The organism is Pseudomonas sp. Teo4, from assembly GCF_034387475.1.
GTDB lineage: Bacteria > Pseudomonadota > Gammaproteobacteria > Pseudomonadales > Pseudomonadaceae > Aquipseudomonas.
This window is the reverse complement of the sequence record NZ_JAXCIL010000002.1, coordinates 241,075-267,061: the sequence shown is the minus strand read 5'-3', so window position 1 is coordinate 267,061 and position 25,987 is coordinate 241,075. Positions and strand designations below refer to the sequence as shown.

21 protein-coding genes and 1 pseudogene are annotated in these 25,987 nt (G+C 61.8%); 15 read left to right on the top strand and 7 right to left on the bottom strand.

Features of this window, described 5'->3' with window-relative positions; genetic code table 11:
• Positions 1 to 107: 107 nt before the first annotated feature.
• The 9 genes and pseudogenes from PspTeo4_RS17600 to PspTeo4_RS17560 all read left to right on the top strand — a co-directional run bounded on the left by PspTeo4_RS17600 (position 108) and on the right by PspTeo4_RS17560 (position 8,983).
• Positions 108 to 3,650, top strand: coding sequence for a hypothetical protein (locus PspTeo4_RS17600; RefSeq protein ID WP_322365191.1), 3,543 nt, complete (start codon positions 108 to 110; stop codon positions 3,648 to 3,650).
• A gap of 535 nt (positions 3,651 to 4,185) precedes the next feature.
• A complete protein-coding gene (locus tag PspTeo4_RS17595; RefSeq protein WP_322365190.1) occupies positions 4,186 to 4,737 on the top strand; it encodes a chalcone isomerase family protein in 552 nt (183 codons plus the stop codon).
• Between the two features lie 11 nt (positions 4,738 to 4,748).
• A complete protein-coding gene (locus PspTeo4_RS17590) occupies positions 4,749 to 5,291 on the top strand; it encodes a DUF3833 domain-containing protein (RefSeq protein ID WP_416196962.1) in 543 nt (180 codons plus the stop codon).
• A 23-nt stretch (positions 5,292 to 5,314) separates the two neighbouring features.
• Entirely contained in the window at positions 5,315 to 6,829 is a 1,515-nt protein-coding gene (locus tag PspTeo4_RS17585; RefSeq protein WP_322366884.1) for a cryptochrome/photolyase family protein, read from the top strand.
• On the top strand, positions 6,826 to 6,969 hold the full coding sequence (locus PspTeo4_RS17580; RefSeq protein ID WP_322365188.1) for a DUF2256 domain-containing protein: 144 nt from the start codon (positions 6,826 to 6,828) through the stop codon (positions 6,967 to 6,969). The genes PspTeo4_RS17585 and PspTeo4_RS17580 overlap by 4 nt, the downstream gene beginning before the upstream one ends.
• Positions 6,970 to 7,416: 447 nt before the next feature.
• Complete coding sequence (locus tag PspTeo4_RS17575; RefSeq protein WP_322365187.1) at positions 7,417 to 7,656, top strand: hypothetical protein; 240 nt, start codon at positions 7,417 to 7,419, stop codon at positions 7,654 to 7,656.
• Positions 7,657 to 7,823: 167 nt separating this feature from the next.
• Positions 7,824 to 8,186: pseudogene (locus tag PspTeo4_RS17570) on the top strand (cryptochrome/photolyase family protein); the annotation flags it as partial.
• Positions 8,183 to 8,347 (top strand): DUF2256 domain-containing protein, encoded by a 165-nt coding sequence (locus PspTeo4_RS17565; protein ID WP_322365186.1) that lies wholly within the window; start codon positions 8,183 to 8,185, stop codon positions 8,345 to 8,347. The pseudogene PspTeo4_RS17570 and the gene PspTeo4_RS17565, both read left to right, overlap by 4 nt.
• Positions 8,348 to 8,743: 396 nt before the next feature.
• Positions 8,744 to 8,983, top strand: a complete 240-nt coding sequence (locus PspTeo4_RS17560; RefSeq protein ID WP_322365185.1) for a hypothetical protein — start codon at positions 8,744 to 8,746, stop codon at positions 8,981 to 8,983.
• Positions 8,984 to 9,043: 60 nt separating this feature from the next.
• On the opposite strand, the gene PspTeo4_RS17555 is transcribed toward PspTeo4_RS17560, so the two are convergent.
• Positions 9,044 to 10,324, bottom strand: coding sequence for an MFS transporter (locus PspTeo4_RS17555; protein WP_322365184.1), 1,281 nt, complete (start codon positions 10,322 to 10,324; stop codon positions 9,044 to 9,046).
• A 136-nt stretch (positions 10,325 to 10,460) separates the two neighbouring features.
• Between PspTeo4_RS17555 and PspTeo4_RS17550 the strand changes: the two genes are divergently transcribed.
• Positions 10,461 to 10,919, top strand: coding sequence for a helix-turn-helix domain-containing protein (locus PspTeo4_RS17550; protein ID WP_322365183.1), 459 nt, complete (start codon positions 10,461 to 10,463; stop codon positions 10,917 to 10,919).
• 289 nt (positions 10,920 to 11,208) lie between these two features.
• Here the strand turns inward: PspTeo4_RS17550 and PspTeo4_RS17545 are convergent, their stop codons facing one another.
• Genes PspTeo4_RS17545 through PspTeo4_RS17535 form a run of 3 tightly spaced genes read right to left on the bottom strand, consistent with a single transcriptional unit; the run spans position 11,209 to position 14,346 of the window.
• Positions 11,209 to 12,570 carry a M48 family metalloprotease gene (locus PspTeo4_RS17545; protein WP_322365182.1) on the bottom strand — a complete coding sequence of 454 codons (1,362 nt, stop codon included), beginning with the start codon at positions 12,568 to 12,570 and terminating at the stop codon, positions 11,209 to 11,211.
• Positions 12,561 to 12,926, bottom strand: coding sequence for a hypothetical protein (locus tag PspTeo4_RS17540; RefSeq protein WP_322365181.1), 366 nt, complete (start codon positions 12,924 to 12,926; stop codon positions 12,561 to 12,563). Before PspTeo4_RS17540 ends, PspTeo4_RS17545 begins: the two co-directional genes overlap by 10 nt.
• Positions 12,886 to 14,346 carry a CHASE2 domain-containing protein gene (locus tag PspTeo4_RS17535; RefSeq protein WP_322365180.1) on the bottom strand — a complete coding sequence of 487 codons (1,461 nt, stop codon included), beginning with the start codon at positions 14,344 to 14,346 and terminating at the stop codon, positions 12,886 to 12,888. Before PspTeo4_RS17535 ends, PspTeo4_RS17540 begins: the two co-directional genes overlap by 41 nt.
• Positions 14,347 to 14,599: 253 nt before the next feature.
• On the opposite strand from PspTeo4_RS17535, the gene PspTeo4_RS17530 reads away from it, so the two are divergent.
• The 5 genes from PspTeo4_RS17530 to arsH all read left to right on the top strand — a co-directional run bounded on the left by PspTeo4_RS17530 (position 14,600) and on the right by arsH (position 19,154).
• Complete coding sequence (locus PspTeo4_RS17530; protein WP_322365179.1) at positions 14,600 to 16,222, top strand: methyl-accepting chemotaxis protein; 1,623 nt, start codon at positions 14,600 to 14,602, stop codon at positions 16,220 to 16,222.
• Positions 16,223 to 16,294: 72 nt separating this feature from the next.
• Complete coding sequence (locus PspTeo4_RS17525; RefSeq protein WP_322365178.1) at positions 16,295 to 16,642, top strand: metalloregulator ArsR/SmtB family transcription factor; 348 nt, start codon at positions 16,295 to 16,297, stop codon at positions 16,640 to 16,642.
• Positions 16,643 to 16,662: 20 nt separating this feature from the next.
• A complete protein-coding gene (locus PspTeo4_RS17520; RefSeq protein ID WP_322365177.1) occupies positions 16,663 to 17,946 on the top strand; it encodes an arsenic transporter in 1,284 nt (427 codons plus the stop codon).
• Positions 17,947 to 17,973: 27 nt separating this feature from the next.
• Complete coding sequence (locus PspTeo4_RS17515) at positions 17,974 to 18,444, top strand: arsenate reductase ArsC (RefSeq protein ID WP_322365175.1); 471 nt, start codon at positions 17,974 to 17,976, stop codon at positions 18,442 to 18,444.
• A gap of 8 nt (positions 18,445 to 18,452) precedes the next feature.
• Positions 18,453 to 19,154 (top strand): arsenical resistance protein ArsH, encoded by a 702-nt coding sequence (gene arsH / locus PspTeo4_RS17510; RefSeq protein ID WP_322365174.1) that lies wholly within the window; start codon positions 18,453 to 18,455, stop codon positions 19,152 to 19,154.
• A gap of 40 nt (positions 19,155 to 19,194) precedes the next feature.
• On the opposite strand, the gene PspTeo4_RS17505 is transcribed toward arsH, so the two are convergent.
• From PspTeo4_RS17505 to PspTeo4_RS17495, 3 genes are all read right to left on the bottom strand, one after another.
• Positions 19,195 to 20,151 carry an arsenic resistance protein gene (locus PspTeo4_RS17505; RefSeq protein WP_322365173.1) on the bottom strand — a complete coding sequence of 319 codons (957 nt, stop codon included), beginning with the start codon at positions 20,149 to 20,151 and terminating at the stop codon, positions 19,195 to 19,197.
• A 426-nt stretch (positions 20,152 to 20,577) separates the two neighbouring features.
• A complete protein-coding gene (gene glyA, locus PspTeo4_RS17500) occupies positions 20,578 to 21,831 on the bottom strand; it encodes a serine hydroxymethyltransferase (RefSeq protein WP_322365172.1) in 1,254 nt (417 codons plus the stop codon).
• A 286-nt stretch (positions 21,832 to 22,117) separates the two neighbouring features.
• Positions 22,118 to 25,948 (bottom strand): EAL and GGDEF domain-containing protein, encoded by a 3,831-nt coding sequence (locus tag PspTeo4_RS17495; RefSeq protein ID WP_322365171.1) that lies wholly within the window; start codon positions 25,946 to 25,948, stop codon positions 22,118 to 22,120.
• Positions 25,949 to 25,987: the final 39 nt, after the last annotated feature.

Genomic DNA, 25,987 nt, shown 5'->3' with positions numbered 1-25,987 from the left:
GGGACGATCTTGAGCTCAGGACGGCCAGCGCTAGAGCACTCGCGCAGGTCAAGTCACGACGCGACCACATGGGCCCGTTTTCAGCTCGCTCAGTGGCGGGCTTCGTCATGAAGATGTGGGAAGGAAAAGGGCTGCTATCTGACGACCAATTTCTGCTGGTGCTCGAAAGCAATGTTGACGAACGCCGCACTGCCATCCGCCAGTTGCAGGACCTTTCCGCCTATCCGACCGTCGTAGCCCAGCTGAAGGGACGCAAGGGGCTGGCTGGCCTCATTGCGCGAACCAAGGTGCTTGTGCTGCCTGACCCTCGCGGAAGCGCAGTAGCCCAGATTTCGGCTAGACAGGCCTGCACCGCCTTCGAAGCCGAGATGTACTTCGCGGACCTCTTGGGCGTGGTGGGGCATCTTTCTGATGTAAATGGTACTCGGCCGGAGAACGCCTATCTTGGGCTTGCAGTATCTGATGTTCAGCAGCGGTTCGATGCGCTACAGCCGCTTTTGACCTCAGCACTAGTCGAGGCAGCGCTAACCGAGGGCTTGTGTTCAGCTGTGGACTTCCTGACTCCTGATGAGGATCCGCAGTTCTACCTGGGTGTCGATGCGCAGGCATCACATGTAGCCGCAGGACTTGTTGTGGAACGCCCTGAGCTCCGTGCAGCCGTTCTCCAAGGACTGGAAAGCCGTAGAAACGCGCTCATTCACGGTGCTTCCGGCTCAGGAAAGTCAGCAGTTCTTTGGGAAGCCGCGTATGCCAGTCGCCACGCAGTGCGTTGGTTTCAGATTCATCGTCTGCCGCAGACAGCAGTTGCGTCACTTGTCCAGCTTGCGCGCTCCAGACGAGCGACTGCAGATGCGCCCGTCGGTTTCATCATCGATGACGTGGGCCGAGGGTTCTCGGAGGGTTGGACCGCGTTGACTGCGGAGGTAAATCGCACTCCCGGGCTGCTGCTTTTGGCATCTGTACGAGAGGAGGATCGCTATCCGCTGGTAGATAACCGTCGCGCTGCCCAGGTCAAGGTTCAGGGCGACGACACTCTTGCTGAACGAGTGTGGCGAGAGTTGAGGGATAGAGGGCAAACCGCTTGGCAAGGATGGCGAGAACCCTGGGCGCTGGCGGCTGGCCACCTACTTGAGTACACCCACGTGCTTACCCAGGGGCATCGATTGAGCGAGACGCTGCACGCGCAGATTGCTGCGCGGATGAACGACGTCACTCGACACGACGAACTGGATGTCTTGAGGATGGTGGCTTGTGTGAACGCCGCGGGTTGCGGTGCTGATGTGTCAGAGTTGCCTCGCGTCTTGTCCAAGCCAGCGACTACGGTCTCGCTAGCGCTGACCAGACTCAAGGATGAGCACCTGGTTCAAGACACACATGACGGCAGGATCGTGGGGCTGCATGAGTTGAGATCTGCAGAGCTACTTTTTCTGTCTCACGAGTTCGCGCCCCCCTTGTTGTCGACTACGGTCGCAACTGCAGTTTGGCTGGTGCCGGCATCCGAGATGTCTCGGTTCCTTGAGCGCACGCTCTCTAGGCACGAGGGATGCGATGACGAGGTCATTGAAGGTCTGGCATTTAGATTGGAGGCAGCACCGACAACGGCGCTCCTCGGCGCGATTCTGACAGGGCTGGATCACACGAACGCGCATCGGGTGATAAGACGATGGCTCCAGACCGCCGAAACACTAGCGATGGCGAAGTCGTTGCTGGGAACGCCTGCTGGACTTGCGATTGGCGACGTCGAGCCACCAGATATCGGTCCGATAGTCTCGGTATCTCGACGCTTTACTGAAATCAGGACTGAGGTCATCGCTTCAGGTTTGACCGCTCGCTTTTTGGCTCGGTTAGCTCCAAGCGATCTGCGCCGCACGCTTCAGGTGGGGAGCAGCATGGGGGACTTGACCCGGCTCATGGCTTCGCTACTCGGCCAAGTCATCCCAGCTTCGCACTTGAGGGAGCTGGCCACACTTTCTCCCCCGCTTGTCGACGCGGACTTCCAAGCCGTAGTTTCGCTACTAAGAGTCACAGCAAGGGTCGACAGGGCGCTGGCGATCAGTTGGGTCGATGCAGTAGGGCAAGAGGTGTTGTTCCAGCGCTTCTCCGACCATGTCGCATGGGCTGAGGCGCCGTGTCTTAGCCCATGCGAGGAAGGTAAAGAGGTTCGCTCAGACTTCTGGTATGTAGCAACCTCCGTGCAAACCGACCTTAATCACGAGGTGTATCAGACTTGTGAGACCTTGCTGGCGCTGACACCTGCAGCAGATATTGTCTCCAGCAACGCGCTCGGAGCTGACGGGAGCATCGTCCCGTCCACAATTGGAGGCTACCCGCTTGCTTGCAAACGCATGCCCAGAGCGAACGTTCCTGCGCCCGAACAGGTTGCCCGCAATCGTGCGTGGCTGGCCATTCTCAACTCGGAATTAGCTGCTAAGAGTTACACCGCATATCTAGCGCAATGCCTGGATCTGCTCAATTTGCTCGTCCCGAACCTCAGAGCCCTGCTTGACGGGCAATTCAGAGGGAAGACTGATACAACGGCACTCAACGTCTTGGGGCGCGTGTACGACGTTGCTATCAGCTTGGTGGCGCCACAGGAGGAGCAGCCAACTGCTGAGGTTCAGAGCCTGTCGAGGCTGCCATCGATCCTGTCCAGTTGCTCCACGGACCTCGTCCGGAGGTTTCTTGCGCTGCCGCAGGGTGCTTCGGCCTACATGGGGTGGCTTGCAGACCTAAAGAAAAGCATCACGATTGCGGCGTCCGAGGAGTCATGGGATGTGTTGTCAATCGAGGCTCCGAAAGAGTTGGATGAGCTACGACGCCTCGTGGAAATGTTTCAGACCATGGCCGGTGAGTCCGAGAAAAGAGGGCTGCATCCGTTCCTCACCCACCGCTGCCAGAAGGCCCCAAAGGGAAGTGCGCTTGGCAAAGCTGCACTTGCAGCGCGCCGATATCGCGAGGCCGAGTTCAATAACTTGGAAGGTAGACTAAGGGCCGAGATGACCGCAATAAGCCCTGGCATCGGCGTTCATCTGCTGCCTGAGGCTACCATTCCCGGGGTGTGGCCGCCTGCGGATGTGTTGGTCACGTTGCCTGTGAACACCGATGGAACAGGCGTGGATCTAGAGAGTGGCTGGCCAGCCTGGCGCGCTCTCGTTGATGACGGGCGCAAGATTTGCGTCCTGCCGGTCATGAACAAGCTCGGATTGACGAATCTCGCTACATCTGGCTTCGACAGACTGTTCCCTGTCCTACCAAATGAACTGGCGCAACCCTGGTGTGCCGCCGCAGGACTCCAGGCAGCTCCACTGGATTCGCTAAACGTATTTACTCGTCTCACCAACCCGTTGGCAGAGCTCCAAGGTATTGATGCGTATTGGAGCAGCAAGGGAACCAGGATGCCCGAGGAGGAACGCATCTATCGGGCGATCTTCGAGACTCTCGACGAAGCGAGGGAGGCTTGGAGCAACTTGGCGCTCACGGATGACATCAAGGAGGCTGGCCTGCAACTTGTGGATGCCGCTCTTCAAGGCGAGCTCTCGATTGCGAATGCCGCTGCAAGGCTGCTGCACGGCGAGCGGACCCAGACTATCGAAGCCATCGAGTCATTCGTCCTAGGACTTACCGTGTTCGACTGTCAGCGCAGTGCATAAGCTCGGCAATGAAAGCTATTGATGACCACCCTCCTGCTGAATGTGGGTGGCTCGGCGTATCACTTTGAATTCCTTCCAGACTGGTCTGCCGCAAGTCAGGGCTTTTTCACGATGGTTCGCCACCTGGAAATAGGCTGAGGATAATTTTAGAGATAATGAGTCATACCCTGAAGAACAATACCCATTGAATTCAGCCTCTTTCGTGTTGATACGATTCCTGTCTCCGCCCTAGATATCAAGGCTTGCAGCGATGCAGGCCTTTGTGTTCAAGGGCAAGCACAGGGCCGCATGCCTGCCGAACGTTCCCGCAGACGATGTAGCCGACCATCTACCTCTGCTGCGATCAGTCACGATTGCGGTATCGAGCTGAAACCCGGTGCAACAGCCCCCCGGTTACAGGTGACTCTCGCGCTGATCGTATGCGAGAAGCTCACAGGCCATTCCGGTACGTGATGGCCAGCGCCAGCATCAAAACCTATACAAACATGTAATTCTGTATAAGTATCCTAAAGAGCTGAACAGACTTGGAGGCCCCATGAGTCTGGCAACTTCTTTCCGCACACTCGTGCGCTGCCTAGCCACGGCAGCCCTGCTGCTGACAGGCCCACCAACCTGGGCCGACTGGCGCAGCGACCTACCAGGCGCCGTACTGGTCGGCCAGGGCGATTTCACCTGGTTCGGTTTGCGGGTCTACCAGGCGCGCATGTGGAGCCCGGCTGTACAGGTTTCCTGGGAGCAGCCCTTTGCTCTAGAACTGATCTACCGCCGCGAGTTGTCGCGGGACACGCTGGTGCAAGCCAGCCTCGACGAAATGCGCCGCCTGGGTGGCCCTTCGGTCGATGAGGCCCGCCTGGCAGCCTGGGAAAGCGAGATGCGCAAGGCCTTCGTCGACGTCCAGCCGGGCCAGCGCATCACAGGCCTCTACCTGCCGGGCAAGGGGGGCCGCTTCTATGTCGATGGCGCGCTGCGCCACACGGTAGCCGACACCGCCTTCGCCCGCGCCTTCTTCGCCATTTGGCTGGATGCCCGCACTCGCCATCCCCAACTGCGCCGTGAACTGCTGGGCCTCAATGAGACAAGTCCGTGAGGAGGTCGATGATGCGCATCGCGATGTGGTTGCTGTGCAGCCTGCTGCTCAGTGGCTGCGGCAGCACCGAGGTCGGGCACTACGCGGGGGAGCGCCCGCAGCTCGATCTGCCGGGCTACTTCTCTCGGCCTGTGCAGGCCTGGGGCATCTTCCAGAATCGCTCGGGTGAGGTGGTCAAGCGCTTCAAGGTCGACATTATCAGCCGCCGCGAGGGCGAGCGGCTGATCCTCGACGAGCACTTTCTCTACAGCGACGGTACCCGTCAGCAGCGGGTCTGGAGTTTGGTTCCGGTGGGCGAGGGGCGCTGGCGGGGGCGAGCCGGGGACGTGATCGGCGAGGCCGATGGCGAGGTGGCGGGCAATGCGCTGCGTTGGCGCTATCGCATGAACCTGGACGTGGACGGGACGACCTGGGAAGTGGAATTCGATGACTGGATGTACTTGATGGACGAGGATACCCTCATCAACCGTTCGAGCATGAGCAAGCTCGGTGTCGAACTGGGCCAGGTGACCCTGTTCTTCCGCCGCGACCCTGCTGGACGGGTAGGCGGGTGAGCGGCGGTGTGCGCCGCCTGGGCATGGTCCTGGGCGATCAGCTCAGCTTCGACCTCTCGCTGTTCGATGCCCTCGACCCGGCCAGCGACGCGGTGCTAATGGCCGAAGTGAGCGAGGAAGCGCAGTACGTGCCGCATCACCCGCAGAAGATCGTGCTGGTGTTCAGCGCCATGCGCCACTTTGCTGCAGCGCTGGAGAAGCGTGGCTGGCGGGTGATTTATGTGCGGCTCGACGCACCCGACAACAGCGGCAGCCTGGCGGGGGAGTTGCGCCGCTGGCACGACGCCCTCGGCGGGCCGCAGCTGCACCTCACCGAATGCGGTGAGTGGCGGGTGGAGGAGGCGTTGCGTGTCAGTGGGTTGCCGCTGAACTGGCACGCCGATCGCCGTTTCCTCTGTTCGCGTGAGGATTTCGCGCGGTGGGCGGGCAATCGCCGGCAGTTGCGCATGGAGCTGTTCTACCGCGAGATGCGCAAACGCACCGGGCTGCTTCTGGAGCTGGATGGCCAGCCGTTGGGCGATAGCTGGAATTTCGATGCCGATAATCGCAAGGCTCTGCCCAAGGGCGCGCGTGGCCCGTTTGCCGCGCGATTCGGGCAGGACGCCATCACCCGTGAGGTGGTGGCCCTGGTGGGCGCCCGGTTCGGCGGCCACTATGGCCGCCTGGAGGGCTTCGACTACCCGGTAGACCACGCCCAGGCGCAGGCGCTCTGGCAGCACTTCCTGGATTTCTCGCTGCCATCGTTCGGCGACTACCAGGACGCCATGGCCGAGGGTGAGCCTTACCTGTTCCATGCGCGTATCAGCGCCGCCCTGAACATCGGCCTGCTGGACCTGCGCCAGCTCTGCGCCGATGTGGACAGCGCCCACCGCCAGGGCCGGGTCCCGCTCAATGCCGCCGAAGGTTTCATCCGCCAGTTGATCGGCTGGCGCGAATACGTGCGCGGTATCTACTGGCTGCGCATGCCGGACTACGCTGCGCTCAATGTGTTCGGCAATCGCCGGCCACTGCCGGAGTTCTACTGGACCGGCCGCACCGAGATGCGCTGCATGGCCCAGGCGATTGGCCAGACGCTGGAGCTGGGCTATGCGCATCACATCCAGCGGCTGATGGTGACCGGCAACTTCGCCCTGCTTGCAGGTATCGCCCCCGCGGCTATTTGCGAGTGGTACCTGGCGGTGTACCTGGACGCCTTCGAGTGGGTCGAGCTGCCCAATACCCTGGGCATGGTGATGCACGCCGACGGCGGCTACCTCGGCTCCAAGCCCTATTGCGCCAGCGGTCGCTACATCCAGCGGATGTCTGATCACTGCGCCGCCTGCCGTTACCGGGTGGACCATGCGACCGAGGACGATGCGTGCCCGTTCAACGCGTTGTACTGGCACTTCCTGATGCGCCATCAGGACCGCCTGGGCCGCAATCCGCGTATGGCCATGGCCTATCGCAACCTGCAGCGCATGGATGAGTCCCGCGTCGCTGCGCTCTGGAATCGTGGCGAGCAGTTGCTGGCGCGGATGGATGCCGGAGAGTCGATATGAAGAAGTCCCATCTTCCACAGAAGACTTGCGTGGTTTGCGGCCGGCCATTCGCCTGGCGGCGTCGCTGGGCGCGTTGTTGGGAGGAGGTGCGCTATTGCTCCGAGCGCTGCCGTAGTCAGCGTTCGCAGCACACGCTGTGATGTGAATCGTTATTCGGGGCTTCTTGAGGAAGGCTCACTCGTGATGCTTGCGACAGCAAGCACATCGGGATAAATTCCCTCCGTCGCCGAAGCATCGGCGATGCGACCTTGGCCGGTCGGAATCGAAAGGCGCGTCAGCGCCCAGTCTTCATCGTAGGCGCTTTTTTTGTGCCCGCGATGTCGTGTTATGGCGGTGGTGCGCGGGACACCTTCGGGTGTGCCGGGTTCCTTTCGTCCCGGTCGGCCAACCCGCGTACTGCTGCCACCTAAACTTGCTTGGCCGCGAGCGGTGGCAGTTCCACAACGAAAGGAACTCATGCATGACCACCAGAAATCCCTTACGGATCCTCGCATCCGTTCTCCGCCGCCACCCCAAACCGGCCCCCACCCCTCAAACCTTCTACCTCATCCACACCCAGCCCTCTCCCGCACCCAAGAAGGTGCCCCATGACTGATCAAGAACGCCTCTCCACCCTGCAAAGCTACGCCTGGACCCTCGAGCTCCTCGGCGAAGCCCTGGTCCAGCACGACGAAATGCTGGAGTGCGAACACAACCCGCGCCTGAGCTTTCGCAACACGGCAGGCATCCACCAGGCCATCCGCATCATTAGCCGCCTCGCCAGTGAGCAATGCGCAAAAGTGAGCCTGATGCAGGGCAACGCCGCTGAAAGCGACCTCGGTCACTAACCTGTGATACCGCTGAATGCTGGCGCGGTCGAACTGCGTTTTATCGACCGACGCCAGCGGCAGGGATGGGGCGCTACCTCGCAGCAGCAAATGTGTTCGGTCACCGCGCAAAGCCTGTTTCCAGCTTTTGCTGGAATATATGTTTTGGTGGTCTTCACGCTGGAAAGGCGGTGTACCTGGACGCCTTCGAGTGGGTCGAGCTGCCCAACACCCTGGGCATGGTGATGCACGCCGACGGCGGCTACCTCGGCTCCAAGCCCTATTGCGCCAGCGGTCGCTACATCCAGCGGATGTCCGATCACTGCGCCGCCTGCCGTTACCGGGTGGACCATGCGACCGAGGACGATGCGTGCCCGTTCAACGCGTTGTACTGGCACTTCCTGATGCGCCATCAGGACCGCCTGGGCCGCAATCCGCGTATGGCCATGGCCTATCGCAACCTGCATCGCATGGATGAGTCCCGCGTCGCTGCGCTCTGGAGTCGTGGCGAGCAGTTGCTGGCGCGGATGGATGCCGGAGAGTCGCTGTGAAAAAGTCCCATCTTCCGCAGAAGACTTGCGTGGTATGCGGCCGGCCATTCGCCTGGCGGCGTCGCTGGGCACGTTGCTGGGAGGAGGTGCGCTACTGCTCCGAGCGCTGCCGGCTTGCACGAGCTTCTTATTGCAATCAGAGACCTTTCGCACACCCGTGATGCTTGCGATAGCAGGCGCAGAGGGATAAATTGCCCCCGTCGCGGCCAATTCCGCGACCGGGTTTGGCGACCCGTACGAAAAGGCGCAACGGCGCCCCGATCACGATTGCAGGCGCTTTTTTTTGCGTCCGCAGTTTCGTGTAATGGCGGCTGTGCGTGGGAGACCTTCGGGTCTGCCGAGTTCCTTTTCCTCGGTTCGCCAACCTGCGCACAGCTGCCACCCTAACCGTTTGGCGACGGTCAGCGTGGTGCTTCAACTGAAAAGGACCTCATGCATGCTTACCTTAAGTCCATCAAGGATCCTCGCATCCGCTCTCCGCCTCCGCCCCAAGCCGGCCCACACCCCTCCAACCTTCTACCCCATCCACACCCACCCCGCACCCAAGCAGGTGCCCCATGACTGATCAAGAACGCCTCTCCACCCTGCAAAGCTACGCCTGGACCCTTGAACTGCTCGGCGAAGCCCTGGTCCAGCACGACGAAATGCTGGAGTGCGAACACAACCCGCACCTGAGCTTTCGCAACACCGCAGGTATCCATCAGGCCATCCGCATCATCAGCCGCCTGGCCAGTGAGCAATGCGCAAAAGTTAGCTTGATGCAGGGCAACGCCGCTGAAGGCGACCTCGCTCAGTAACCTGTGATACCGCTGAATGCTGGCGCGGTCGAACTGCGTGTTGTCGACCGACGCCATCTTTCATCGCGCTCTTGCTTGATAGGCAGCTGGGCAGCGGGAGGTCAAAAACCACAGGATCAAAGCGCTAGCGCTGATCGAAGCGCCCAGCAGGCTAACGGCAGGCCATCCCCAGCGCTCATAAGCCTGAGTCGCAGCCACCGCGCCGAGTGCGCTACCGGCGGAATAGAAAAACATGTAGGCCCCAACCATGCGGCTTTGGGCATCCGGTCGTGCGGCAAAAATCAGACTCTGGTTGGTGACGTGAACGGCCTGGACGGCGAAGTCGAGCAGAATCACGCCGCAGACAAGGGCGAACAGTGAGGTCTGGGCGAAGCTGATGGGTAACCATGAAAACGTCAGCAGGCCCAACGCGAGGCCGCTGACGCGTTGGCCGAGCCCTTGGTCTGCCCAGCGGCCGGCCCTCCGGGCGGCTAATGCACCGGCCACACCTGCCAGGCCGAATAGGCCGATAATCGTGTGGGACAGCGCGAGCGGTGGGGCGCTCAATGGCAATACCATCGCGGTCCACAATACGGAAAACGCGGCGAAGATAAGCAGTGCCAGCAGCCCGCGGATCTGCAACACAGGCTCGGTGAGCAGCAAATCGAATAGCGAGCGGATCAGCCCTGCATACGTGCCGCCAGCCTGTCGCGATGGGGTATCGGGCACGCATTTGAACAGCACCGCAGCGAGGCTCAGCATCAGGCCTGAGGAGACAAAATAAACCGCGCGCCAACCGGCCAGATCAGCGATCAACCCCGACATGAAACGCGCCAGAAGAATGCCCATGACAATGCCGCTGGTGACCGTACCGACGGCCTGGCCACGTTGTGAAGGCGTTGCCAGCACCGCCGTATAGGCGACCAGTACCTGGACGACCACCGCCATCAAACCCACGATGACCATGGCGCCCAGCAAAAACAGCCAAGTCTGCGACGCGCCGACCGCCGCTAGCGCCATGGCAGACAGAAGGGTCTGGCTCAGCACCAGCCGCTTGCGATTGACCAGGTCACCCAATGGCACCAGAACCAGTAGCCCCAGTGCGTAACCGACTTGAGTCATGGTGACCACGATACCAATCAGCCCTGATACTACACCGAGGCTCTTGGCCATCGAGTCGAGCAGAGGCTGGGCAAAGTACACGTTGGCGACCGCCAATCCACAGGTCACCGAGAACAGCAGGGTGAGCGATGCAGGAAGGCCGGATGGTTGTTTGTCGCCACTGTGATCTTCACTCGAAGGAATCTGCGCTGAGCGGGATGCTGATAAGCGACGCGTCGGTGACTCGAACTCGGCTGTCATTACGTCTTCCCTGTCGGTAATCTGGTTTCAAATTGCAACTTGATTGAATTCTTGCTCGCTCTTGTTTTAAATTGCAACCAGAATTGCGCAGGTCACCCGACCGCACCGATAGTCTCGTCGTTCAGAAGGTAGAAGCATGGCCGAAGCCCTTTCGCCCCACAGTCGTGAATGCCCGGTCGCCAGATCGCTCGAGGTGATCGGTGATCGTTGGTCGCTCATGATCATTCGGGATGCGTTCGACGATATCCGCCGCTTCAGCGAATTTCAGAAGAGCCTGGGGGTCGCCAAAAACATCCTGGCATCGCGACTCAAAGCGCTGGTTGAAGTAGGGGTGTTCGAGATATGTCCGGCGTCGGACGGCAGTGCCTACAAGGAATACGTGCTAACGGACAAAGGGCGGGAGATTTTTCCGATTGTGGTCAGCCTGCGGCAGTGGGGCGAGCGGTTTCAGTTTGAGCCGGATGAGACGCGCTCGGTGCTGCTGGACAATGCATCCGGCCAGCCGTTGATGACGATGGCTGTCCGTTCTGCCAGCGGCGAACTGCTTGGGCCGGCTGATTGTCACCGAGTCAGGGTTGTCGCTGAAAAGGCCTGAGTTGGCAGAGCATCGCCGGCTTGTCGTGGCGACGAACCGGGGCGATACAGGCAGCGCGGTGTATGGCACCGGCTTTGCCGGTGATCGCCGGCAAGCCGGCTCCCACAAGGATCACGCAGGCTTTTTAGATATTGAGCAAGACAGTTGCTCCCACATGAACCTCGCCGATCTTGAGATCGCTACCGTACCTGTGGGAGCTGGCTTGCCAGCGATGAGGCCGGTACAGCAACAATGACCACTGTTCTATTTCCGACAGCGCAGCCGAAGGTACTGTGCGCGTGAGACCTCCTCACCAACTCGCTCCACCATACTGTTTCGCAAGCTTCTCGAATTTGGAGCAGGCATTGTAGGTGGCCACATCATCGACCAGATTGGACGCGCAGCGGCCATAAGCGACCAACTCGTACACCTGCAGGCCGTGGCGCTTGGTCAGGTAGTACTCCACCGGTAACAGCTGAGCCATGTAGCCGACTTCCAGGTGCGAATCTTCAATGGCCTTCCTGACCTGCTTCTGATCACCACTTCGGTCGACTTCCTTGAACAGCATGTTGAATGTCCAGGCAGTACGCCCAGTGCTCTGCAAACTGGTGCGCAAATAGGATTTGGCGCGCTCCGAGTCGCCGGCTATGGCGTAAGCCATGGCCAGTTTGTTGGTGACGGCGACATTGCCCTGCAGTGTCTTGGGCATCGGTTGAGCTTCAATTTTCGCCAATGTCGCCTTGAGCTGTGCTTGGTTGCTGGAGACCAGATCATTCAGGCGGAACAGGTAGTCGGTCGAAGAAAACACCGGCAGTGGCCCACCCTGGCGGCGCCGGCGCTGCTCGGGCGGCAGGCTGGCGGCAAGTTTCATGATGGGTTCCAGCCGGTTCTCGGACGATTGATAGATGCTCTCGTCCACGCCGCTCAGGGCCTTGCTGCAGCCTCGCAGGTTGAATTGATAATTGCCGTTCTTGCTCGTGACGCAATTAGGCGTCTGCGGAGCTTTTGCCAACAGTGCGCCTTCGCTGTATCGCCCGAGACGACGAATAGCCATTTTCAGGCCATCGAGAGAATATCCAGCCTTGAGCAGCAACTGCGCAGAGAAACCGTCTGCGGCAATTTCCTGATCCTGATTCCAGCGCCGGTAGACGAGGCCTTTGGTGACGTCATCCACAGTCTCGCCCAGCAGCAGTGTGTAACCGCCCGCCCCAGTGGCCCAGCCAGCCAGTTTGGCCATGTCCAATGCGATCTGTTGCTGGCTGCCCTTGGTGGTGTCGCCCTGATAGACATGCCCGAGTTCGTGCGCGATAACCGCAGCCACCTCGTCTTCGGAACCCGCCTGGGCGATCAGCCCGGCCGACACCACGATGGTTGTCGTCGAGAGGGAATAGGCCTCATAGCCACTGAACGAGTCGACGACCACAACGCAATCGCACGGCTTACCCCAAGCGTCCTCGAGGCGCTGGCGAATGCGCTGCACAAAACCGATCAGGTTCGGGTCCAGAATCGGAGTGCGGTCCATTTGTCGCAATAGCCGGATGTCATTGATATTGACCTTCCGATCGGCGCCTTCCAGTGGTTTCAGCGGGCTGTACTTGGGGTCGACAGCACAGCCGGAAAGCACCACAAGTGCCAGTGCGAGCAAGCAGCATCCCAGCTTGGTCATTTGCATCCTTCGCCCGCTCCTTTGACGCTTGCATAGGTTGCGTCGCTGGGCAGGGTCACAGGGATGGTGCTGCAGGAGTCGACCACCAGTTTCTCATTCACCAACTCCACGTCGGCACGCGAAACCCTCCATGCCCCGGTGCCTTGGCGGAACTCCAGGCGATCGACTCCCACGGCCTTGGCCGGTAGTGGGTAGGACAAATTCCCCAACTGCGATACCCATCGATGTTCACCGCCCTTGGCAGCCTCGACCTCAACCTGATCGGGGTTGGTAATCCGTTGGATCCGCAGTGTCTCGGCCGAGACGGAAGCGATGCTCAGGCTAGCGAGCAGTAGCAGGTAGATCGGAGTGCGATTTTTCACCAGGTGCGTCCTTGTAATTTGACTCAGTCGCCGCGATTGCTCCCCTCAGTATCGGTAGGAAGGCCACCAAGGACATCCACCCTTCGGGAGCGACACGCAGCTCGTAGCACAGATAGAAAGTTAACGAGACCATCACTAGGGTGAGCAGGGTTAAACCCCCACCAATGAGTAAGCTCAGTACAAGCGAATCGCTCGTGGCTTCAGCCGCCTTCCGAACCTGGCCCCGGTAACCAAGCGTGCCGAACCGCCACATCCAGTACACAATTGCTGCAGAAAAACAGACGGAGATTGGGATTTTAGAGTCGCTTTCTCGTACGTAGCTCTGGCCCAGTTCATTCAAGTTCGCCAATGCATTGGCGTGCAGGTATACGCCAGCCACCTGCCCATAAAGTGGCGAGGCAACATAGTCGTTCAGGCTTGGCATGACGTTCCCCACCAGCACCACGAACGGTTCGCCGGGCTTGAGGTGTGGCGGCCTGAGGCTAACCGGGTGCTCTGCGTACAGCTGTGACAACCGCACCTGATGCACAGGCATGCATTCGGCAGGCGGGTTATGCGCTTCTGCTTCGAAGCCAAATAGCCGGTTGCGAATGGCTGCGACATCCTGCCAAGTGTTCTGCGATCCGGCTCGGCAGTCGTCCGTGTCCGTGATACTCCACTGAATGGCCAGGTCAGGCAGGTTTGTCGAATCGATCCAGTGGCAATCATCACCCCGCGCCCTGCATAGCGCTTGGTAGAGTGCACTGGCCGCCGTTGCTACAGGTTTAGCGCCTGCCGTTTCTGCCAGAGGCGCCTGCAACGGGTAAAGGTCGCCGCTACCTTCCCAGGCTGAGACTGCCAGTGGCGTGGGCTGCAGCTGTTCGCGGGACTGTTGGGACATCGGCACGAATTTGCCGCCACCGGCCAGGTAAATTCTCGATGCAGAGGGGTTCTCGTCCAGCCGCTTCAAGATGCGGCCGAGCTGCCCCAAGTCTCCGCTAGTGGTGCGTGGGCGCTCGAAGAAGATGTCGTAGAAAATAGCTGCGGGGGCGGCCTCACCGTCTTTCGGTAGAGCAAGGTCACGCAGGATTCGCCCATGGTCCGCATAGGTCAGCGGCCAGTCATTGGCCGCCATCCAACCCTGTCCGTCATTGTTCAACCCAGCGATGCTCGGGTAATCGATGGCCACGACCGTTACGGGGGCAGGGGCGACAGGTTGAGCGAACGCACGGAACCGCCCGAGCTGATCCGACAATGCCTTGTCCGCAGCAGAGGACAGGCCGAACGGGTCACTGAACATGACCCACGAGGCAAAGAGAAGATAAAGCCCTAGACGAACAAGTGGGAGCCGACGCACCAGTTCAAGTTTGGTGTCTGCCACTTTGATGGACGGAGCAAATTTTCTTCGCGCGTAACGCTTTGCATTACGACAACAACGCACAACAAATCCTCACCCATCACTCCGTGATGTCATATGGCCACTTGATGGCAAAGTGTATCCAAACGCTTCACATTGTGTAAATTCAAATGGATCGTCACGGCTCGGCAGCGCACACCCGCTGCCCCTTTTCCCCCGCTACCGCTCGAACACAGTGATTGTGTTCGATCACCGCACAAAGCCCGCAAATCCTGGGTAAAACCTGAGCACATCCGGCCGATCGTACGGGCAGTCCACCACCTGCCGGTAACCCGCCATGTCCGTACGCAGCCTCAACATCGCCACTCGCTCCTACCTAAGCTTCAGTCTGATCGCCGTGCTGGTGGTCATCCTCGGCCTGTTCTCCATCGACAAAATCTCCACCATGCGCGAAGCGGTGGTGTACACCGAGCAGGTCACCAACGCCGGTACCCGCTACCTGGGCGAGATCCGCAGCCATATGCTGGGCCTGCGGGTCATCACCATGCGCATGACCCTCGCCCGGGCCCCGGCACAGTTGGCGCCGACGCTGACGCGACTGGAAGAGCTCAAGGGGCTGCTGGATGCCGGGATGAAGGACTACAGCGCTGTGGCACCGCCTTCGAGCCAATCCGCCTTCGTCGAAATGCAGCAATTGATCGGTAAGTACCGCGTGCTGATCGACCAGTACAAGCTGCTGTCCGACCAGAACCAGGTGCCGCAGATGCAGGCCATGCTCAGCGGTGAGATGCAGGACATCTCCAACCGTATCGGCGAGCTGTACGACACCCTGGTCAAGTCCAGCCGCGAAGCCGCTGCACGCTACACCGCCGATGCCAGCGCCGTTTACCAACGCGCCCTGTACCTCACCTACACGATTCTGGGCTTGGTGCTGGTGCTGACCGTCAGCCTGGCCTGGCTGCTGACCCGCAGTATCGTCAGCCCGCTGCGCGAGGCCATCGATGTGGCGCAGGGCATTGCCGGGGGCAACCTGGCTCGTGTGGTGCGCACCCATGGCCGCGACGAGGCCACGCAACTGATGACAGCCCTGGCGGCAATGCAGGACAGCCTCAAGGATGCGCTGCGGTTGATCGCCGACTCGTCCCAGCAACTGGCGGCGGCCAGTGAGCAGATGTCCGCCATCACCCGGCAGACTTCCAGCGACCTCAACCGCCAGAGTGACGAGATTCAGCTGGCGGCCACGGCGGTCACCGAGATGAGCGCGGCGGCGGAGGAGGTCGCGCACAACACCGTGAGCACGTCCGAGGTGTCCCGGCAGTCCGAGGACGCCGCGCGTCTTGGCCGTGAGCGGGTAGGGCAGGTGATCAGCTCGATCGACAGGATGAATGACAATGTCGGTGAGGCCTGCCGACAGATCGGCGAGCTTTCGGAGCAGTCCCAGGAAGTGGGCAAGGTGCTCGATGTGATCGGTGCCATTGCCGGGCAGACCAACCTGCTGGCGCTCAACGCCGCCATCGAGGCGGCGCGGGCGGGTGAGGCTGGGCGAGGTTTTGCGGTAGTGGCCGATGAAGTGCGGGCGCTGGCGGCGCGTACCCAGAGCTCGACGCTGGAGATCGAGGAAATGGTCAACGCCATCCGCAACGGCACCGCCCGTGTGGTGACGTCGATGCAGAGCAACAGCCAGCAAGTGCGCGAAACGTTGGAAGTGGCCGAGCTGGCAGGGCAGGCCCTGGATGAGATCACCTCGGGTGCGAGCACCATCCACGAGCGTAACCTGGTGGTGGCCAGCGCCACGGAAGAACAGGTGCAGGTCGCGCGCGAGATCGACCGCAACTTGCTGAACATCCGCGACCTGTCGCTGCAGACCTCCGACGGCGCCAGCCAGATCAGCACCGCCAGTCAGGAACTGGCCAGCTTGTCGATCGGGCTTAACGACATGATGAAGCGCTTCCGCTTCTGATGCTCAGCGGGGGTTGCGCTTTGTATATGGATATCCGTATATTCGTTTATCCATATGTTAAGGGCAGCCCCCATGATCACGCCTACCGAGGTCTTCAAAAGCCTGGCCGATGAGACCCGCGCCCGCGCCACCTTGCTGATCGCCAGCCTGGGTGAGCTGTGTGTCTGTGAGTTGATGTGCGCGCTCAGCGATAGCCAACCCAAGATCAGCCGTCACCTGGCGCAGCTGCGCAGCAGTGGTCTGTTGCTGGACCGCCGCCAGGGCCAGTGGGTGTATTACCGCCTCAACCCGCAACTGCCCGCCTGGGTGCACGAGATGTTGCAGGTAACGCTGCAGGCCAACGCCGAGTGGCTGCAGGACAACACCTCGCGCCTGCAGAACATGAACGACCGCCCCGTCCGCGCCAGCGCCTGCTGCTGAACCCCTTCGAGATCGTGCCCATGCTGGTTGCTGCTGCTGTCTTCATCTTCACCCTCATCCTGGTCATCTGGCAGCCGAGAGGCCTCGGCGTCGGCTGGAGTGCCGCGCTGGGTGCGATCATCGCCTTGGCCGTCGGCGCGGTGTCGCTGCACGACATTCCCACGGTGTGGGCCATCGTCTGGAACGCCACGGCCACCTTCATTGCGATCATCATCATCAGCCTGCTGCTGGATGAAGCCGGCTTCTTCGAGTGGGCAGCGCTGCATGTGGCGCGCTGGGCCGGTGGTGACGGGCGCAGGCTGTTCGCCTTCATCGTGCTGTTGGGCGCGGCGGTATCGGCGCTGTTCGCCAACGACGGTGCGGCGCTGATTCTCACGCCCATCGTCATGTCGATGCTGCTGGCCCTGCGCTTTTCGCCCGCCGCGACCCTGGCCTTCGTCATGGCCGCTGGCTTCATTGCCGACACGGCGAGCCTGCCGCTGGTGGTGTCCAACCTGGTCAACATCGTTTCGGCGGACTACTTCGGCCTGGGCTTTGCCGAGTACGCGTCGGTGATGGTGCCGGTGAACCTGGCCAGTGTGGCGGCCACGCTGCTGGTGCTGTTCATGTTTTTCCGTCGCGACCTGCCGGCGCAGTATTCGCTGGAGGCGCTCAAAGCGCCCAAAGCAGCCATCCATGACCGTGCCACCTTCATCGTCGGCGGATGGATGCTGCTGGTGCTGTTGACGGGCCTGTTCGTGCTGGAGCCGCTGGGTATTCCGGTCAGCGCGGTGGCGGCCGTGTGTGCGGCGATTCTGTTCGCGGTGGCCGCCCGTGGCCACCGTATTTCCACCCGCCGCGTGCTGCGCGAAGCGCCCTGGCAGGTGGTGATTTTCTCGCTGGGCATGTACCTGGTGGTGTACGGGCTGAAAAACGCCGGCCTCACTGACTTCCTCAGCATGTTGCTCGAGCGCTTGGCCGGGCAGGGCCTGTGGAGCGCGGCCATCGGTACCGGCCTGCTTTCGGCGTTGCTGTCTTCGGTGATGAACAACATGCCCAGCGTGCTGGTCGGGGCGTTGTCGATCCACGGCAGCGGTGTGGATGGGCTGGTGCGCGAGGCGATGATCTACGCCAACGTCATCGGCTGCGACCTGGGTCCGAAGATCACCCCCATTGGCAGCCTCGCCACGCTGCTCTGGCTGCACGTGCTGGAGCGCAAGGGTATGCGCATCACCTGGGGTTACTACTTCAAGGTCGGCATCTTGCTGACCCTGCCGGTTCTGTTGATCACTCTTTCGGCCCTGGCTCTGCGCCTGAGCCTCTGAAGCCGTTACCACGCGAAGGAGCAACCCATGCAAGTCCTGTTCATGTGCACGGCCAATAGCTGCCGCAGCATTCTGTCCGAAGCCCTGTTCAACCACCTGGCGCCGGCGGGGTTCACTGCGGTGAGTTCGGGCAGCTTCCCCAAGGGCCAGGTGCTGCCGCGCAGCCTCGTCACCCTGCAGCAGGCCGGTATTTCCATCGAAGGGCTGAGCAGCAAGGGCAACGACGCCTTCGAGGGCAACCCGCCGGACATCGTCATCACGGTATGCGACAAGGCTGCCGGTGAAGCGTGCCCGGTGTACTTCGGCCCGGCGCTGAAAGCCCATTGGGGGCTGGAAGACCCATCCGATGTGGTGGGTGACGAGGCGTCGATTGACGCCGCTTTCCGGGCCACGCTGGCGCGCATCGAGCAGCGCTGCAACGCCTTCTTCGCACTTCCCTTCGACACGCTCGGGTGTGATGAGCTCAAGCGTGAGCTGGATCGCATCGGTACGCTCTAGGAGGACACATGTCAGAGCAACTTCCCAATCTCGACCTTTCCCTGTTCGAGACGCCTTCGGGCACCGTCCAGGCCAGCGACCACAAACCGCGCATCCTGCTGCTTTACGGGTCGACCCGCGAACGCTCGTTCAGCCGCCTGCTGGTCGAAGAAGCGGCACGCCTGCTGGAGCATTTCGGCGCTGAGGTGCGGGTGTTCAACCCATCCGGCCTGCCCTTGCCAGATGACGCTCCTGTCGAGCACCCCAAGGTGCAAGAGCTGCGTGAACTGGTGCTGTGGTCGGAGGGGCAGGTGTGGTGCTCACCGGAGCGCCATGGCGCGATGTCGGCCGTGTTCAAGGCGCAGATCGACTGGATTCCCCTGGCCCTCGGAGCGGTTCGCCCCACTCAGGGCAAGACCCTGGCGGTGATGCAGGTGTGCGGTGGGTCGCAGTCGTTCAACGTGGTGAACCAACTGCGCGTGCTTGGGCGTTGGATGCGCATGTTCACCATCCCCAACCAGTCTTCGGTGCCCAAAGCCTACCTGGAGTTCGACGACGCCGGCCGCATGAAGCCTTCGCCCTATTACGACCGGGTCGTCGATGTGATGGAGGAACTGGTGAAGTTCACCTTGCTGCTGCGTGACCGCGCGGAGTTTCTGGTTGACCGTTATTCCGAGCGAAAGGAAAGCGCCGAGCAGCTTTCGGCGCGCGTGAATCAGCGTTCGATCTGATTTCGTGATCGCCGCTTTGAGCAAGGCACGTAGGCCTTGCTCAAGCCCGCACCCACCGCGGCACCAGCCGCACATAGATCAACTCACTCACCAGCTCCACCAGCGTCTGGGTAATCACCGCCGCCGCTGCCAACCCGCGCAGCTCTTCCGGTAGCGCCAACGCAAGGGGCAGCACCACCAGCGAGTTGCGTGTCGAGGCGCTGAAGGTCACCGAGCGCGCTTCGGCCACTGGCAAGCGGAACAGCCGCGCCGACACGAAGCCAACGACTGGCGCCAGCAGCATGAAGCCGATGTACACCGGAATCACCGGCAGCAGGCTGTTGAAGTCTCGCATCACCATTGTGATCTGTGAGCCGATCACCACCACCAGTACCAGCGCCATGGCCGGCACGGGCATCCACGCCCAAGCGTCGTTCCACGCCGACACGACTCGGCTGCGGCGGGCGCTGGCGCTGGTGAGCACGGCGAGCATCATCGGCAGCACGATCAGCAGCACGAAGGCTTCCACGAACGGGGCAATGGAGACCGTCACTTGCGCGCCACTGCCGAGCATCATCGCCAGGTAAACGGGCAACAGCACCAATTGCACCAACAGCAGGACGGGGGTGGCCGCGAGGGTCAGGCGTGAGTCGCCTTTGCCGATGTGTGTGAACACCACCACGTAATCGATGCACGGCGTCAGCAGTACCAGCAGGGCGCCTACAAGGATTGCCGGGTGCGAAACCAAGCCACGGGTGATGCCCCACACCAGCAACGGCACCAGCACGAAGTTGGCCAGTAGCAGTGCAGCCATGAAGCGGCGGTTGTTCAAGCTTTGGCGCAGGTCAAGGAAGGGTATTTGCAGAAACATCGCGTACATCAGCACGGCGATGGCGGGGGTGACCAAGGCTTGGAGGTGGCGCGCGGTGTCGGTGGCCAACAGGCCGAAGACGACGGCGGCGATCACGGCGGCGAAGTACACCGGGATCTGGTGGGTTTCGAGTTGCTCTCTGGTCACGGAGTGGCCTGTGCTCGGGGGCTTGGAAGGGGCACAGGGTAATACAGGAGGGCGGGGATTTGTGTTGGGCGGTGCCGGGCCTCCACCTGCCGATCGATTTGTAGCGCTGATGAGATCGAGCGCCGCCCGCGCGGCGCATCGCGAGCAAGGCTCGCTCCTACGTTTGTTTACGGCCAATAACACCTGTGACAGACGCGCGCGACCGCCTTGTTTGTACGACGCGATACCGCGCCATGCGCCAAGGCGTTCGCGCGCAAATCCCACAGGCATAACTGGCCCGAAACAAACGTAGGAGCGAGCCTTGCTCGCGATGCGCCGCGCGGGCGGCGCTCGATTTACGCATCCACCCACATCTCAAGGCGAACCCCACCACCCACAAAAAAGCCCGGCACAAGGCCGGGCTTTCTCACATCAGGCAATCGCCAATCAGTTGCCGTAAACCGGCAGCTTCTTGCAGATGGCCTTGACCTTTTCACGCACGGCGTCGATGACCGCTTCGTTGTTCAGGTCAGCCAGGATGTCGCAGATCCAGCCGGCCAGCTCGCGGCACTCGGCTTCCTTGAAACCACGGGTGGTGACGGCTGGGGTGCCGAAACGCAGGCCCGAGGTGACGAACGGCGAACGTGGGTCGTTCGGGACCGAGTTCTTGTTGACGGTGATGAAGGCTTTGCCCAGCGCGGCGTCAGCGTCCTTACCGGAGATTTCCTGCTTGATCAGCGACAGCAGGAACAGGTGGTTCTGGGTGCCGCCGGAAACGACGTCGAAACCACGCTCGATGAACACGCTGGCCATGGCCTGGGCGTTTTTCACCACTTGCTGCTGGTAGGCCTTGAACTCAGGCTGCAGGGCTTCCTTGAAGCAGATCGCCTTGGCAGCGATGACGTGCTCCAGCGGGCCGCCCTGGGCGCCTGGGAAGACGGCGGAGTTCAGCTTCTTCTCGATCTCTTCGTTCTTGCGAGCGAGGATCAGGCCGCCACGCGGACCACGCAGGGTCTTGTGGGTGGTGGTGGTGACCACGTCGGCGAACGGAACCGGGTTCGGGTACACGCCAGCGGCAACCAGGCCGGCAACGTGGGCCATGTCGACGAACAGGTAGGCACCGACCTTGTCGGCGATGGCGCGGAAGCGGGCGAAGTCCAGGACCTGGGAGTAGGCCGAGAAGCCGGCAACGACCATCTTCGGCTTGTGCTCGACAGCCAGGCGCTCGACTTCGTCGTAGTCGATCAGGCCGTTGGCGTCGATGCCGTACTGGATGGCGTTGTACAGCTTGCCCGAGGAGCTGACGGAAGCACCGTGGGTCAGGTGGCCACCGTGTGCCAGGCTCATGCCCAGGATGGTGTCACCGGCCGACAGCAGGGCCAGGTAGACGGCGGCGTTGGCCTGGGAGCCGGCGTGCGGCTGAACGTTGGCGTAGTCGGCGCCGAACAGCTCTTTAGCGCGGTCGATGGCCAGTTGCTCGACCACGTCGACGTATTCGCAACCACCGTAGTAGCGCTTGCCCGGGTAGCCTTCGGCGTACTTGTTGGTCAGTACGGAGCCTTGGGCTTCCATGACGGCGGGGCTGGTGTAGTTTTCAGAAGCGATCAGCTCGATATGCTCTTCCTGGCGCAGAGCTTCTTGCTGCATGGCTTCGAAGAGCTCGGCGTCGTACTTGGCAATAGTCAAATCACGGCTGAACATGGCGGTCCTCAAGGATCGGGCTGAATTGGGGGGGCATTCTAACCGATTGATTCGCGCCTGGCATATGAAGTGGCATCAAGTCGCGGACCAATGGCCTTCATGTTGTATCCCGCGCCGTGTCTGGGCTGGCTGGACGCGGGAGTTGACTCAAAGGTCCGTTTTTGCGGGCCGCTGTGCACCCTCATCGCCGGCAAGCCGGCTCCCACATGGAACGCGCAGGGCTTGAGGTCACTGCAGTACCTGTAGGAGCCGGCTTGCCGGCGATGGGGCCGTTACCGGCGATACATCACTGGAACATGAACAACGTCTCGTTGCTGAACTGCGCCTCGAACTGGTTGGCCGGCATCGGCCGCCCGAACAGGTAACCCTGCACTTCGTCGCAGCCGTGCTCACGCAGGAATTCCAGCTGCTCATGGGTCTCCACGCCCTCGGCGATCACCGCCAGGTTCAGGCTGTGGGCCATGGCGATGATTGCCCGGGCGATCTGTGCATCCTGCTCACCTTCGGGCAGGCCGTCGACGAACGTGCGGTCGATCTTCAGCACGTCGATGGGGAACTGCTTGAGGTAGTTGAGCGACGAGTAGCCGGTGCCGAAGTCGTCTACGGCGATGCTCAGGCCCAGGTTCTTCAGGCTGTCCAGAATCTGCATCGCTTCGTTCACCTCGCGCATCAGGATACTTTCGGTCAACTCCAGCTCCAGGCACGCCGGCGGCAGGCCGGTTTCTTCCAGAATGGTGGCGATCCGCGTGCCCAGTTGGCCGTCGGAGAATTGCCGCGCGGAAATGTTCACCGACACTTTCGGCACACGCACTTTCTCCTTGTGCCAGGTCTTCAACTGGCGGCTGGCCTCGCGCAGCACCCAGTCGCCTACATCCACCACCAGGCCCAGCTCTTCGATGACCGGGATGAAGTCGCCCGGCGGCACCAGGCCACGGGTCGGGTGGCGCCAGCGCAGCAGGGCTTCGGCGCCGGTCAGGCGCTTGCCGTCGCCGCTGAACTGCGGTTGGTAGTAAAGAATGAACTCGTTCTGCTCCAGGGCATGGCGCAGGTCGCTTTCCAGCTCCAGACGCTCCAGGGCGCTGGCGTTCATCTCGGCCTGGTAGAACTGGAAGTTGTTCTTGCCGCGCTCCTTGGCGTGGTACATGGCCGTGTCGGCGTTCTTCATCAGCTGGCTCAGCTCGCTGCCGTCCTGCGGACTGAGGGCGATGCCGATACTGGCGGTGACGAAGAACTCGCGGCCTTCCAGCACGAACGGCCGCACCAGGCTGGCGAGGATGTTCTCGGCCACATGGATGGCGCGGTTCAGCGCCATTTCGCGGGTGGCGCGGGGTTGCAGCAACAGGGTGAACTCGTCGCCACCCATGCGTGCCACGGTGTCGTCGTCATCGACACAGGCCAGCAGGCGCAGGGCCATGTCCTTGAGCATGCGGTCGCCCGCGGCATGGCCGAGCGAGTCGTTGATCGGCTTGAAACGGTCCAGGTCGAGGAACATCAGCACCACCCAGGCCTTTTGCCGCTCGGCCTGCTGCAGCGCGTTGTACAGGCGGTCCTGGAACAGCGTGCGGTTGGGCAGGTGGGTCAGGGCGTCGTAGTAGGCCAGGCGGTGAATGCGTTGCTCGCTGGCCTTGCGTTCGCTGATGTCGGTGAAGAAGCACACGTAGCTGGCCAGGTCGCCCTCGTCGTCGAGCACGGCGGTAATGCCGACCCAGGCCGGGTAGGGCTCGCCATTGCGGCGTTTGAGCCACACTTCGCCTTCCCAGCTGCCGCGCTGGTGCAACTGCTTGAGCACATAGTGCAGGTGGCCTTCCTGCTGTTCGTCGACGGTCAGCATGCCCGGCAGTTGGTCGAGCACTTCGCCCACCGCATAGCCGCTCACCCGGCTGAACGCTTCGTTGGCCTGGACGATGTAGCCGGCCGGGTCGGTGATCAGAATGGCCGAGGTCGAGTGCTCGAATACCGTGGCGGCCATGCGCAGGTCTTTTTCCGCACGGCGCTGCTGGCTGATGTCGCGACCAACCCCCAGCACACCTTCAAAGCGCTCGTGGTCGTCCCACACCAGCACCAGGCGCAGCTCGATGGGGATCTTGCGGCCATCGGCACGCATGCAGTCGAACAGGAACAGCTGGGTAGGCAGTTGGCTGCGCAGTTGTGCCAGTTGTTCACGGTCGCCCATGGCTTTGCTGACCCGCTCCATCAGGCTATAGATGCCGGTGAGCTGGGCTGGGTTGGCGATGATCGACTGCCAGCTGTTTTCAAAGATCCACTCGGGCTGGTAACCCAGCACTGCTTGTACCGAAGGGCTGACGTAGTTGAGTTGCAGCTGGCTGTCGGTGGAGAAGATCACGTCGCTGATGCTCTCGGCGAGCATGCGGTAGCGTTGTTCGCTGTCGCGCAGAGACTGGCTGGCCTCGATCTGTACGGTCACATCCTTGCCCACACCGATGATGCGGGTGACCTCGCCATCGGCGTCCCGGGTCAGTACCTGTTCGCGTATCTCGTAGCAGCGCCAGCCACCGTCACGGTGACGGAAGCGCAGTTGGCAATGCAGCGACTGGCTGTGGCCAGTGTCGCGTTGCTGCTGAAGCAGGGCCTGGTAGTGCGCGGCATCTTCGGGGTGCAGCAGCAGCTCCCAGAAACGGTCACCCATCTGCGCCAGCTCCGTGCGGTCGTAACCCAAGGTCTGGCCGAGGTGGCGGTTGCTGAAGATCATCCGCTTGGTCGAGACGTCCTGCACGTACAACTGGTCGGGCACGGTGCGCACCACATCCGACCAGAAACTTTCCCGCTCGAGCAACGACAGCTCCACCTGCTTGCGGCTGGTGATGTCGCTGATGCTCAGGATCACCGCCTGGTAGTTGCGCCGTTGCTGCGGCAGGCGGGCCATCAGCCACAGGTGCAGTTCGCCACCGAGCGGGGCGGGCAGGCGTACTTCCAGTTCAAGCAGGGGGCGCTGTTCTATCAGCGCGTCGATCAGTTGCATGCCGACGCTGTCGCGGCCATCGCCGCTGCCGTCGATCAGGCGTTGCCAGGCCCCTTCGTTGCAGTCGACGTTGAGTAGCTGGCGCGCCACCTGGTTGATTTCGGTGATCTTCAGCTCCAGCAGCAGCGAGCGGCGCAGGTTGGGGTCCAGGGCCAGGCTCTGCTTGAGTGCGGCGCGGTTGCGCAGGTGGTAGCGGTCAAGCTGGCCGGGCAGGCTGGACAGGTCGAGCACGCATAAGGCCACGCCAGTGCCTTCGAAAATCTCGTGGTAGCGGCGGCGGTCTTCCTGCAGGGCGCGCTGGCGCCGGCGCATGTTGATCAGCGCCAGCACCGGCAGCAGGGCGCAGAACAGCGCCAGCAGGCATTTACCCGCCAGCGCCGGCAGCAGCTTCTGCCGGGCAAGGCCTGCGTCGAACAGGCCGCGCAACTGCCAGGTGCTGTTGTCGATGAAGGCGAGCATCACGCTCTGCAGCGGGTCATCGCTTGTATGCGCCGGGGCGTGGCGTTCCAGGACGTCGCTGCTGCGGCTGTTCTCCAGCAGCCACAAGGGGTGCCCTGGGCCATCGAGGTGGATGGTGAGGGTCTTGTAGTAGGCCGGGGCGAGGCGCAGTAGCCAGTAGCCGCGATCCTGCTCGGCTGACTGGCGCAGCAGCAGGTAGACGATGCGGTTGTCGGCCGAGTTGGCGAAGAAGTACGCGCGGCCCTTGTTCAGCTCGACCAGTTCGCCAATCAACTGGCGGTCGGGGCTGCCGGCCCAGCTATCGCTGCGGATCGTACCGGCATCGTCGAGCCAGGCCATTTCACGCAAGTCTGGCAGGCGTTCGCGCAGGGTCTGCAGCAGACTGGGCAGTGCCGCGGGCGTCGGCGCTTTGACATAGGGCTGGACCACATTCACGGCCTCTTGGGCCTTGAGCGCCATGTTCAGGCTCAGGTGGTCCGCCAGGTCGGCGCTTGCCGCCAGGCTTTGTTGCCGAAGGTCGGCCTGGGTGTGACGGAACTGGGCAAACAGCTGCCACAGCAGCAAACCCAGCAGAACCAGGGCCAGCAGGGCCAGTGCACCTTTGACCGAGCCGCGCATGGACGTAGCGGGAGCGGTGGAGGCAGGGCGCTGCGAAGACGAGTGTGTGAGATCGGTCAAGCGGAGGTCCTGCGATTGGGCTGGCGATGGCAGGGTTTG